This window comes from Deinococcus sp. Leaf326 (assembly GCF_001424185.1).
Taxonomy (GTDB): Bacteria; Deinococcota; Deinococci; order Deinococcales; family Deinococcaceae; genus Deinococcus.
In genome coordinates this window covers 825-11,459 of the sequence record NZ_LMOM01000064.1, presented here as the reverse complement: position 1 = coordinate 11,459, position 10,635 = coordinate 825, and the positions used below count along the sequence as shown (strand labels likewise).

14 protein-coding genes and 2 pseudogenes are annotated in these 10,635 nt (G+C 61.3%); 14 read left to right on the top strand and 2 right to left on the bottom strand.

The features are described from left to right. From ASF71_RS24580 to ASF71_RS25900, 6 genes are all read left to right on the top strand, one after another. A partial coding sequence (locus ASF71_RS24580) for a hypothetical protein (protein WP_200939736.1) occupies positions 1-273 on the top strand: 273 nt, incomplete at its 5' end. A gap of 337 nt (positions 274-610) precedes the next feature. Next, positions 611-1,123 (top strand): phage tail protein, encoded by a 513-nt coding sequence (locus ASF71_RS16925; RefSeq protein ID WP_056302380.1) that lies wholly within the window; start codon positions 611-613, stop codon positions 1,121-1,123. A 1-nt stretch (position 1,124) separates the two neighbouring features. Continuing rightward, a complete protein-coding gene (locus ASF71_RS16920) occupies positions 1,125-1,640 on the top strand; it encodes a phage tail protein (protein ID WP_056302379.1) in 516 nt (171 codons plus the stop codon). Further along, positions 1,615-2,163, top strand: a complete 549-nt coding sequence (locus ASF71_RS25905; protein WP_369815014.1) for a phage tail protein — start codon at positions 1,615-1,617, stop codon at positions 2,161-2,163. Before ASF71_RS16920 ends, ASF71_RS25905 begins: the two co-directional genes overlap by 26 nt. A gap of 372 nt (positions 2,164-2,535) precedes the next feature. Further along, complete coding sequence (locus ASF71_RS16915; RefSeq protein WP_056302378.1) at positions 2,536-3,459, top strand: ABC transporter substrate-binding protein; 924 nt, start codon at positions 2,536-2,538, stop codon at positions 3,457-3,459. Beyond that, entirely contained in the window at positions 3,432-3,917 is a 486-nt protein-coding gene (locus ASF71_RS25900; RefSeq protein WP_082506145.1) for a GNAT family N-acetyltransferase, read from the top strand. The genes ASF71_RS16915 and ASF71_RS25900 overlap by 28 nt, the downstream gene beginning before the upstream one ends. Before the next feature lie 45 nt (positions 3,918-3,962). Here the strand turns inward: ASF71_RS25900 and ASF71_RS16905 are convergent. Further along, positions 3,963-4,702 (bottom strand): annotated as a pseudogene (locus tag ASF71_RS16905) (IS5 family transposase); the annotation flags it as partial. Positions 4,703-5,213: 511 nt separating this feature from the next. Beyond that, complete coding sequence (locus tag ASF71_RS16900) at positions 5,214-5,696, bottom strand: GNAT family N-acetyltransferase (RefSeq protein ID WP_082506146.1); 483 nt, start codon at positions 5,694-5,696, stop codon at positions 5,214-5,216. A gap of 386 nt (positions 5,697-6,082) precedes the next feature. Between ASF71_RS16900 and ASF71_RS16895 the strand changes: the two genes are divergently transcribed. The 8 genes and pseudogenes from ASF71_RS16895 to ASF71_RS25350 all read left to right on the top strand — a co-directional run. Then, complete coding sequence (locus ASF71_RS16895; protein WP_056302381.1) at positions 6,083-6,727, top strand: TetR/AcrR family transcriptional regulator; 645 nt, start codon at positions 6,083-6,085, stop codon at positions 6,725-6,727. Continuing rightward, positions 6,724-7,143: a VOC family protein gene (locus ASF71_RS16890; protein WP_200939733.1), complete on the top strand. Its 420-nt coding sequence runs from the start codon at positions 6,724-6,726 to the stop codon at positions 7,141-7,143. The genes ASF71_RS16895 and ASF71_RS16890 overlap by 4 nt, the downstream gene beginning before the upstream one ends. An 84-nt stretch (positions 7,144-7,227) precedes the next feature. After that, complete coding sequence (locus tag ASF71_RS16885) at positions 7,228-8,208, top strand: SDR family NAD(P)-dependent oxidoreductase (RefSeq protein WP_056302374.1); 981 nt, start codon at positions 7,228-7,230, stop codon at positions 8,206-8,208. Then, entirely contained in the window at positions 8,205-8,786 is a 582-nt protein-coding gene (locus ASF71_RS25895; protein WP_056302373.1) for a YdeI family protein, read from the top strand. Before ASF71_RS16885 ends, ASF71_RS25895 begins: the two co-directional genes overlap by 4 nt. A gap of 84 nt (positions 8,787-8,870) precedes the next feature. Continuing rightward, entirely contained in the window at positions 8,871-9,356 is a 486-nt protein-coding gene (locus ASF71_RS16875; RefSeq protein ID WP_056302372.1) for a winged helix-turn-helix domain-containing protein, read from the top strand. A 157-nt stretch (positions 9,357-9,513) separates the two neighbouring features. Next, positions 9,514-10,002 (top strand): annotated as a pseudogene (locus tag ASF71_RS24810) (IS630 family transposase); the annotation flags it as partial. 183 nt (positions 10,003-10,185) lie between these two features. Next, positions 10,186-10,452, top strand: a complete 267-nt coding sequence (locus tag ASF71_RS25890) for a transposase (protein WP_369815013.1) — start codon at positions 10,186-10,188, stop codon at positions 10,450-10,452. After that, positions 10,358-10,635 (top strand): transposase (locus tag ASF71_RS25350; RefSeq protein ID WP_235514561.1); only part of this gene is annotated, 278 nt, incomplete at its 3' end. The genes ASF71_RS25890 and ASF71_RS25350, both read left to right, overlap by 95 nt.

Below are 10,635 nucleotides of genomic sequence, written 5' to 3'. Positions count from 1 at the left end.
CTGCGCGCCGGGCAGCTCACGGAAGCGTCGACGGGGACGGCCAGTTTGGACCTGACGGTGAGGAACAACAGCATCTCGACGCCCAACGCGGCGGCGAGTGAAGCGCTCGAGGGGATCGGCCTGACCGTAGGCATCGACACCGCCGAGACGGACCGCTTGTGTGCGAACTTGACGGGCAACACGGTCAGTGGGCAGAACGGAGGCACGAACGGCCCGCAGAGCTCGGTCGTGGTGCGTCAGCGTGGGGGGACGACCTTCATCCTGACGGGCTGATCGTTCTCACGTAGCTTCAGGTGCGGGTACAACCCGTACTCGACGNCGGACCGCTTGTGTGCGAACTTGACGGGCAACACGGTCAGTGGGCAGAACGGAGGCACGAACGGCCCGCAGAGCTCGGTCGTGGTGCGTCAGCGTGGGGGGACAACCTTCACCCTGACAGGCTTGAGTGGCACTGGGGCGACAGGAACGACGAATACCATCGCCTCGCGAAACAATGGCGCGACGACTCGCATCCGCAACTCGGCGACCCTCACCCCAGTGGCTGGCAACTGTACGGAACCGAGTCTCTAAGGTACGAGCACACCAGTACGCTGACATCTCAGGAGCATCTATGGACTCATTTATTGGAGAAGTTCGTCTGGCTGGCTTCGGATTCCCCCCCAAAGGCTGGGCGCTGTGTAACGGACAATTGCTGCCCATCAATCAGAATCAGGCGCTGTTCTCCATTCTAGGGACGACCTACGGTGGAAATGGGCAAACCACGTTCGCCCTTCCCAACTTTCAGACCCGTGTCCCATTGGGGATGGGCGCGGCATCAGGTGGACCGTCCTACTCTCTGGACCAAACGGGGGGAGAGACAGCTCACATCCTGACCACGCCGGAGATGCCACTCCACAGCCACACCCTGACGGGTAGCACTGCGGCAGCTGCAGCCCTTGGGCCGGCGAACAATCTCCTGGCGGCGCCTGCGACAGGAGACGTGTACGGTACGGGCACCGACGTCTCACTCTCTTCGACGAGCATCACGTCCGCAGGGGGAAATCAGGCGCACGAGAATATGCCGCCCTACCTCGTCATCAACTACATCATCGCGCTGATCGGCATCTACCCTTCGAGGTCCTGAGATGAGTGAATCCTATGTCGGTGAGATCCGAATGTTCGGCGGGAATTATGCACCAGAAGGCTGGCAGTTCTGCGACGGCAGTCTCCTGCCCATCAGTGAATACGACGTACTCTTCAATCTGATCGGCACGACGTATGGCGGGGACGGACAGAACACATTTGCCGTCCCGGACCTGCGAGGCCGGTGGCCGGTTCATCAGGGGACGTTGTCTGGGGGGAACATGGTGATGGGTCAGTCAGGCGGAAGCGAGAGTGTGACGCTGAATCCGCAGCAAATCCCCGCGCATACGCATGCCTTCAAGGCGACCGCGTCCCCAGCGACCACCAAGAGCTCTGCAGGTGGAACGCTCGCGCAAACCACGGGCTTATCGTTGTACCTCGACGACACGCCCAACGTGTCGCTGTTGTCCTCTGCTCTTGCGGTGACGGGTGGAAGTGTGCCACACGAAAACCGGTCGCCCTACCTGGCCGTGAATTTCATTATCTCGCTGTATGGCATCTATCCTAGTCCAGCCTGACTTGTTTTTAAAGAAGAAAGAGCATGGATGTGAGACGGTAAGGGAGAAACTATGGATCCTTTTCTTGGTGAGATTCGGATGTTTACGGGCAATTTTGCCCCTCTACACAGCGCTCTATGCCCTGTTAGGCGTCGCCTATGGCGGCAATGGGACCGTCACCTTTGCCCTCCCAGATCTGCGGGGCCGGACGCCCATCCATCAGGGTCAGGCACCAGGCCGCTCGAGCTACCCTCTGGGGAGTTCGGGTGGCGTCGCCTCGGTCACGTTAGTGCCTCAGCAACTGGCGGCACATGTGCACTTTGCACGTGCGGCCAGCGATGTGGGCGAAAGCAACAACCCGGCTGGGAAGGTCTTAGCCCGGAGTAGTGAGGGTGCAGCGTACGGACCTGCACAGTCGATCAGTCCAATGGCTTCGGCTGCGATCGAGAATACAGGTGGAAGTCAGCCCCACAATAATCTGCCGCCCTTTCAGGTCATTAACTTCATTATCGCCTTGCAGGGTGTTTTCCCTCCTCGGTCATAATTTGCTGCTTCAACGCCTCTCCTCCTGCAAGGACTTCTTAAATGCCAGAACTGCCTGATACCGACGTGCCCTCTTCTCCTGCACAGGCCACTCGCCGTGGTCTGCTTAAGACCCTGGCCGTCCTGGGTCCGGTGTTCCTGGGTGGGGGTGGGGTGGCTGCCGCGATATCTGCTCCGAAGCTCGCCCCGCTGAGCGTTGCCCTGCTTCTGCCTGAACGCAGTCCCTATCCCCAGTTCGCTCAGGCGTTCGAGCGAGGGTTCCGGCAGGGCTGTGCGGCGCAGGAGATGACGCTGCGCCGCTACTCCACAGCCCTATCCCCAGTTCGCTCAGGCGTTCGAGCGAGGGTTCCGGCAGGGCTGTGCGGCGCAGGAGATGACGCTGCGCCGCTACTCCACAGGCCCAGGTCCACGTCAGGCGCAGGCCGCGGCGCGCGCGGCGCTCGTTTCCGCGCCCCAAGTCCTGGTGACTCTGGGAGACGGTCTGGGCGAGCACCTGACCCCCGTGTTGGCCCAGCGGGACGTGCTGCATCTCAACGCCGAGGTCGGTGTCCTGATGGCGCGGCCGCAGCACCGCCACCCCCTCACCCTGACGACTTCACTGCACGCCTGGGAAGCGGAATGGGCATTTGGGGCTTCCCTGGCTCGCGGTGGGCAGAAGGAAGTGCACCTGCTGTTCTCTATCTTGGACAGTGGCTACGACCTGCCCTATGCCTTCACGGCTGGGCTGCAGAGTGCCGGGGGCCAGGTCACGGGAACGACGTTGCTCGGCGAGATGGATACCCGGGCCGAGGCCCAGCGAGTCGTGCAGCACCTTCGAAATGAGAACGTTCGCACTGTTCATGTCGTGGCCAGCGAAGGCGCGCTGGCGCTGTTGGCTGCCCTCCGCCAGGCCGGCATGCAGGTGAGTGCCAGTGGTCTGGGGATTGGCGCAGGAGCCCCCGCTGGGACCATGGGAGCGCTGGGAAGTCCGGTACAGCTCAGCGGTGTGGCGGCGCAGGCTTCGCAGACCTCGCCCCTGTTCGCTCTGGGCTTCGATACCGGGACTTGGTTGAGTCGTGCGCTTGAGGCCGGAACACCGCGCCTTCCCCTAGCTCTGATGGCCGCCATGTCCACCCAGAAGTTCACGGGTGTCCGGGGGCCAGTCGCTCCGGACCTTCAGGGTCATCTCACTGCGGCTTTGCATCAGATGGGAGGCCGATTGGGTAGCCTGCAGCGGCCGCTGGCTACTCATCCTGGGGTGATCGCCCAAACTCAGGCGCCCCGCAGTGGATGGCAGAATACGTTCCTGCATGGTTGAGCGCCCGCCTTGGACCTTGCGGGATGTGGAGGAAGGAGACCTGTCTTTCCTCCGGCTCCTGTATGGCTCGGTTCGTCAGGACCTCCAGAGCCTTCCCGATGAAATGTGGGAGCCTCTGCTTGAACTTCAGTTTCAGGCGCAGCGCCGGGGCTATGGTGCGCAGTATCCTGACGGCGAGGTTGGAGGCCGATCTGGTCTTGGTGGACTTCAGTCTCCTGCCGGACTGGCGAGGGCGGGGGATCGGTGGGGCGGTCCTCCAGACCATCCAGACCCGTGCTCAGGCAGCGTCTTGCGGAATACGGCTGCAGGTAGCCAAGGACAATCCCGATCTTCATCTGTATGCCCGTCATGGCTTCGCGACCTTCGCTGGTGATGAGCTCCGCTACACCATGCACTGGGACGGGAGCCATGAGAGCCTAAACGGCACTTCCGCCTCAGCTGAGGCTTCCATTTCATAAGACAAACGGCTAGGTTGTGTCCGCAAACCATCAGAGCCACTCCATGATGCAGGCGATCGTAACCATCGCCCCGTAATAACACGCCCGTTTCTCGAAGCGGGTCGCAATTCTCCGAGAGCGTTTCAGGCGACCCATCAACCGCTCGATGACGTTGCGACGTCGGTAGAGGCCACGGTCATATGACCGTGGCTTCTGATGATCCCGCTTGGGAGGGACCACCCGTCGGATGCGCCGTCGCTGACATAGCTGGTGGGCCTTATCACCGCTGTACGCCCGATCCGCCAGCACGTACGTCGGGCGGAGTCGGGGCCGACCCCGACTCCGCCGCTTGATCTTGCCACTGTCCAGCAGCGCCTCGAACATCAACATCTCATGGCGCTGGCCAGCCGTGAGCAGAAAGGCCAGCGGCCTTCCCTGGCCGTCACATTTCAGGTGGATCTTCGTTCCAAAGCCACCCTGGGAGCGGCCGAGGGCTTCGTCGCCGTCCCTTTTTTTGCGCCAGCGGCGCTTTGATGGGCACGCACGATCGTGCTGTCGATCATCTGGACGTCCCAGTCCACCTGCCCGGCATGGTCTGCTCGCTCTTGCACACGGGCGAGCAGTTGTGCCCATAGACCTTGCTGTTGCCAGCGATAGAACCGAGAGCTCACCGTTTTCCAGTTGCCAGAGCGCTCGGGGAGATCACGCCAGGCGCTGCCCGAGCGCTTGATCCAGAGGATGCCGTTGAGGACAGTGCGATGATCCAGAGAAGGCCGCCCTGTTCGCTGACGTTGTGGTGGGAGCAGTGAAGCCAGCTGGCTTCACTGCTCGTCGGTCAGTTCATAGCGTCGTACCACACGCCATTCTTGCCTATGAAGAGCAGTTTGCGGACACAACCTAGCCCTACCCGCGCCAGACCGTGTCATCCCCACGGACCTGGCCTTCAGCCCAGGCGTGCTGGCGAGCTCAGTTGGGTGGCCAAGCAGCGCTACGAGGCTGCTCTGACATTCAGACCTCATCCTTCCAAGTCAGCCGAGCATTCTGCTGGGCCAAAGTCAGGAGCCGGGCGTCCAGGCGAGCCGCTGGCAGAAGCACCCGAGGCGACTCTGCCAGCGGCTCGCCGATCTGCACGTCAGCGACCAGCTGGGAACGGTATCCAAGACTGCCGTACACCTGTGGAGCGCACCGAATCCTAGAGGGCGCCGTGGCGACCGACGTAGGGCGGGATGGCCTTGCCCTCCGCCTGTTTGGGGCACTCGACCCTCCAGAACGTCTCGTCTGCGGCTCTGGAGGTCGAGCGCATTTGCTCTCTGGGCGTCAGTGGAGGGGTTTCAGCTCCCGTTGCATCGTGATGCTCACGGGTTCGAAGCCTAGGCCTTCGTAGAGCGCCTGGGCCGAGTGGTTGTGCCCGAAGACATGCAGTTGCACGGCCGTTGCGCCCCGCTCCGCCGCATGGTGCTCGAGCAGCCTGAATGCCTCCCGGGCATACCCACGCCGCCGATGCTCCGCCCCAACCTCGATCTCATAGACGAAGGCGATCTGTTGGCTACCTCGTTGCAGGAGCTTGTACCACAGCACGCCGACGTCCTGATGCCGGTCCGCGTCGTGGAGATCGAAGCAGAAATTGTCTGGGGTCGCCAAGCCCTCTGGAAGGAGCGTCCGAAACTCCCCTGCGGAGCGCTCCTGCGCATCCTCAGCAGTCCACCGGCCGCTTCGGACGTTCTCGGCGGCGTACGTCGTCACTGAACGCTCGAGAAACCGTTGGAAGCTTTTAGGGGTCATGGGATGGAGGCTCAGCATGGGGAGATCGTAGTTCAAGAGGTGGACCGTCCAACCTGCTTTCCTGGCATCGGCCCTCGCTCTGGCGTTCGCCTTGAGTGCCGGCCCTGGTCCTTCTCTCCCTCCTCGCTTCTCCCGCCCAGAGGCCGGCCCCCGATCAAGGCGCTCATCACCGGCAGTGGAGGGCAGGCCCGCCTCAGCGACACCCTGTTCATCGTCGGGGCAATGCAGGGACCACCCTGCCTTTTATTTTTTGAATAGGCCCTCCTGAAGTCCTAGCACTCTTAGGACCCTGACTATCCGCGCAGTCCACCTGGCCCATCCCAATCAAATTCGGAACTATTTAGTTTCGATACTTTACATTTCTGGAACCGGATAGTATCTTAATGAGGGAGGTAAGGTATTGGATGACTTCTGACCGTAGTACTCCAAGCCGTTCATCGTCACCCCTCGGGCGTAAGCGCGATCCCGCTCTCGATGCCCACATTCTGAATGCCACACTCGATACCCTGGCGGACACTGGCGCTGCTGCACTGACCATGGATCTGGTCGCTACACGGGCAGGAACAGGCAAAGCCACCATCTACCGCCGCTGGGCATCGAAGCCAGAACTGATGCGTGACGCTGTAGCGCATTTCAGGCAGGTGCAGATCGACCTGAATGACCTTCCCGACACTGGGAATCTGAGAGACGATCTACTTGCCCTCTTCAAGCCACAGTCCGCCGAAGAGACGGAACGTCGTCTCCGACTGGTCACCGGTCTCGCTTCTCTGCTGGCCCACGATGCCGACTTCGCTCAGGACATTGATGCGGCAGTCGTGCAGCCCTGGGCTCAAGCCCACCTCACGCTGATGCAGCGCGCCGCACAGCGTGGCGAGATCTCGGCGTCAGCGGATCTCTCCAGCCTCTCCCATGTCGTAGCCGCCATGGCCGCCTATCGGTCGCTGATTCAGCGCCAGCCCTTCACTCTGGGCTTTCTCGAAGCTCTGGTCGATGGCGTTCTCCTTCCCGCTCTCCGCGGCTCGCCCAACTTCCATAGGAGTTCATCATGATGAATGTCACGCCCCATCTCAACTTCCGAGGCAACGCGCGCTCCGCCCTCGAGTTCTACCAGTCCGCGACAGGGGGCCAGCTCGTCCTCGTGACCTATCAGGACGCCCACAACGTCCAGCATCCTGGCGAAGCCGATCAGATCATGTTCGGGCAAGTTATCGCGTCCAGCGGCTTTCGCGTCATGGCCTACGACGTGCCCTCGCACCTGCCCTGGACTCAGGGAGAAGCGGCCTTCTTCGTCTCAGCCCGCAGTCAGGATACGGACGAGATTCAGGCCCTGTGGAACAAGCTGTCCGAGGACGCCATCATCGTGCAGCCGCTTGCACCCTCCGGTTGGACGCCCCTCTACGGCATGTTCAAGGACCGCTTCGGCGTGACCTGGGTTCTTGACGTCGAGGTGCCTTATCAGGGCTGATCTAGGCCATCACCACCCTTGAGGCGGGTGTGGCTGGGAGGTCGCCCCTGCCTGCTGCTTTCATTCTCAGAGGAGCACAACAGCATGCCCCCCTCTTTCACAGCACAAAGCACTGCAGATGATGTTCTGCAAGGACACCACCTTCATGGTCAGCATGTCCTCCTGACAGGCACCTCGTCCGGCATCGGTATCGAAACAGCGCGCGCCCTAGTTGCGCATGGCGCTCACGTCATTGGCACAGCCCGAGATGTCGCTCAAGCCGAAAAGAATAATGAGGTCGTTCAACGGGCAGCGGCTCACTCCGGGGGAAGCTTTGAACTGATCGAGCTGGATCTGACCTCCCTGGCCAGTGTTCGTCACTGTGCCGCAGCCTTGCTCGCCCGCGGGAGATCACTCGATGTCGTGATCGCCAACGCTGGAGTGATGGCAGCCCCATTCCGTCTCACGGAGGACGGCTTCGAATCCCAGATGGCCACGAACTATCTCGGTCATTTCGTCCTCGTGAACAGGCTCGTTCCCCTGATGCATGACGGTGCGCGAGTGGTCATCGTCGCTTCTTCAGGCCACCGGTTTGCGGCTGTCGACCTTGACGACCCACACTTCTTGACGACCCCCTACGACCCGTTCGTGGCCTACGGCCGTTCCAAGACCGCCAGCATTCTCTTCGCGGTTGAATTCGACCGGCGACATCGGGCCCGTGGGATTCGGGCCACAGCTGTTCATCCCGGTGCGATTCCTACAGCCCTGGGGCGACATCTTCCTGAGGGCGGCTTTGACCGGATGGTGGACGCGACGAACGCAGCACGGGAGAGTCAAGGCAAGTCTCCTTTCATCCCCAAGACCATCCCTCAGGGCGCAGCCACCTCCGTCTGGGCCGCAGTGGTCGCCTCGGCTGATGAAATCGGAGGGCGCTACTGCGAGAATGCCCATGTGACGACCCAGGTGACGGATGAAGCCTTGGAGCCGGGTACGGAGGGTGTGCGGCCATACGCAATTGACCCACAGCAGGCAATGGCCCTCTGGGCCGCGAGCGAAGGATGGGTTGGTGAGCAGTTCTCTTCATGACGGATCAGCTGTCGTCCACTCCTACTAGCCACACCTTCGCCAGCCCTGACCTCCTGTGGGACTGGCTGGAACAGCATCACGCCGATCAGCGGGAATTATGGGTGTGTCTGCTAAAAAAGGCGACGGGAAGGCCGTCCGTGACTTGGGACGACTGTGTACGCGCGGCACTGGCTTGGGGGTGGATCGATGGTCAGCGCCGCGCGCGAGACGACGACTCGTTTCTTCAACGGCTGACCCCCCGCCGTCCCAGATCCAGTTGGTCGGCACGGAACTGTACCTTGGCAGAAGAATTGATCCAGCGGGGGACGATGCAGCCGCCGGGTCTACATCAGGTTCAGACGGCCCGGAACGATGGGCGTTGGGAGCGGGCCTACGCCGGCGCAGCCACGATGGTATTGCCGGAGGACTTTCTGGATGCACTACAGAGGACGCCAGGAGCACAGCAGGCCTTCAGTTCGCTAGGTCGACAGGCACAGTACGCGATCTATCAGCAGCTCCAAACTGCAGCCACTGTGGAGACCCGCCTGCGAAGGATGAATAAAGCGCTTGCCGTACTCCGCCGTGATGTCGTGACGTGAACGGTGGCCCAGCGGTGTACTACCGAGAATGGCCAACTTTGGTCTATTGATCACGTCACGGCTTAGCATTGATAGTCTTGGGGCATGCCTGGATGGCAGCCTACCCGTTATTCCCGTGCTCAACTCGAAGAGCGCCGCCTCGCGGCGCTTGAATGGATCGCACGCGGAACGCACAAGAATCAGGAGATTGCCGATCACTTTGGGGTCTCGGTGCACACCGTGTACAGCTGGAAAGGTCGGCTGAAACGCAACGGCAGTCTTCAGGCCACCGTGGCCAGGGGTCCAGTCTCGCGGCTTACGGCGGAGCAAGATGAGCGGTTGCGCACCCTCCTGCGGGAGGGTGCGGTGCATCACGGCTTTCGGGACGAGACCTGGACGACYCGGCGTGTCAGCGAATTGATCGGCCGGCACTTCGAGRTCTGGTACCACCATGACCATGTCCGGCACATCCTGCGTCGGTTGGRCTTTACCCCGCAGATGCCTGATGGGCGTGCGGCGGAACGCAACGAAGTTCGGATTGCCAGCTGGAAAGAACAGGTGGCCCCGGAGTTGAAAAAAAAAGGTCGCTGAGGGCGCCACTCTCGTCTACCTCGATGAGGTGGGATTTGCCCTGAAAGGGGTCCGCAGACGGACCTGGTCCACCAAGGGCGTGGCTGGAAAGAACAGGTGGCCCCGGAGTTGAAAAAAAAAGGTCGCTGAGGGCGCCACTCTCGTCTACCTCGATGAGGTGGGATTTGCCCTGAAAGGGGTCCGCAGACGGACCTGGTCCACYARGGGCGTSACGCCCCTGGTCACCTTGCCTGCCAACTGGGAGAAGCTCTCGACGACCTTTGCGATCACGTCGGGTGGGCAGTTCTTGCAGAACACCAAGACAGGTGCGATCCGTAGCATGGACGTCATYGGGTTCTTCCAGCACCTGTTACGCCATATCCAGGGAGACATCGTGGTGGTGCTGGACAATGCCGGCATCCATCGCGCCAAAGCAGTTYAAGCGTTCGTGGCTTGCCACGAACGCTTCTCGCTGGTGTATTTGCCTCCCTATGCGCCCGAGCTCAATCCCATCGAGCTGGTCTGGGCGTACGTGAAGCGCCAGGTTTTGGGGAATTTCTGTGCCCGCACCCTGACGGCACTGAAGGAAAAGCTGATCGGCGGGTGGCAACGTGTCCGATATCTTGACCTCCCACAACACCTCATGGATGCGAACCTACGCCGTGATNCCCTGACGGCACTGAAGGAAAAGCTGATCGGCGGGTGGCAACGTGTCCGATATCTTGACCTCCCACAACACCTCATGGATGCGAACCTACGCCGTGATYAATAAAGTGCGTCTGAAAAACGTGCTGGTGCAGGTTTTTCCCGCAGCAACAAAGGTGGACGATTGGGCTGAGGTGATGCGCCCATGTCCCGATCTGCCTATTCGAACGATCTGACAGACGCCGAGTGGCACGTTCTTTTCCCGTTCTTTCCTCCAGAAGCCTCCGTGGGACGTCCCCGAAAATGGTCTCTTCGAGAGATCTTGGACGGGATTTTCTACGTCCTGCGGGGCGGCATCGCCTGGCGAGCGATGCCTCATGATTTGCCTCCGTGGCAGGTCTCTTCGAGAGATCTTGGACGGGATTTTCTACGTCCTGCGGGGCGGCATCGCYTGGCGAGCGATGCCTCATGATTTGCCTCCGTGGCAGACGGTCTATCACTCCCATCGTCTTTGGCGGCTCCATGGGGTCTGGGAGGCACTCCACACGATCCTTCGGGAATTGGTCCGTCAGCGTGAGGGTCGCGCAGCGACCCCCAGCGCAGCGATCATCGATAGCCAATCCGTCAAGACTACGGAAGCTGGCGGGCCTCGCGG

Bases quoted from the DNA above. Each gene is read 5' to 3' on its own strand.
- ASF71_RS16915 (WP_056302378.1), top strand. From the start codon at position 2,536: ATGACGCTGCGCCGCTACTCCACAGGCCCAGGTCCACGTCAGGCGCAG.
- ASF71_RS16920 (WP_056302379.1), top strand. From the start codon at position 1,125: ATGAGTGAATCCTATGTCGGTGAGATCCGAATGTTCGGCGGGAATTAT.
- ASF71_RS16885 (WP_056302374.1), top strand. From the start codon at position 7,228: ATGCCCCCCTCTTTCACAGCACAAAGCACTGCAGATGATGTTCTGCAA.
- ASF71_RS16890 (WP_200939733.1), top strand. From the start codon at position 6,724: ATGATGAATGTCACGCCCCATCTCAACTTCCGAGGCAACGCGCGCTCC.
- ASF71_RS16895 (WP_056302381.1), top strand. From the start codon at position 6,083: ATGACTTCTGACCGTAGTACTCCAAGCCGTTCATCGTCACCCCTCGGG.
- ASF71_RS25900 (WP_082506145.1), top strand. From the start codon at position 3,432: ATGGCAGAATACGTTCCTGCATGGTTGAGCGCCCGCCTTGGACCTTGC.
- ASF71_RS16900 (WP_082506146.1), bottom strand. From the start codon at position 5,696: ATGCTGAGCCTCCATCCCATGACCCCTAAAAGCTTCCAACGGTTTCTC.
- ASF71_RS25905 (WP_369815014.1), top strand. From the start codon at position 1,615: ATGGCATCTATCCTAGTCCAGCCTGACTTGTTTTTAAAGAAGAAAGAG.
- ASF71_RS25895 (WP_056302373.1), top strand. From the start codon at position 8,205: ATGACGGATCAGCTGTCGTCCACTCCTACTAGCCACACCTTCGCCAGC.
- ASF71_RS16925 (WP_056302380.1), top strand. From the start codon at position 611: ATGGACTCATTTATTGGAGAAGTTCGTCTGGCTGGCTTCGGATTCCCC.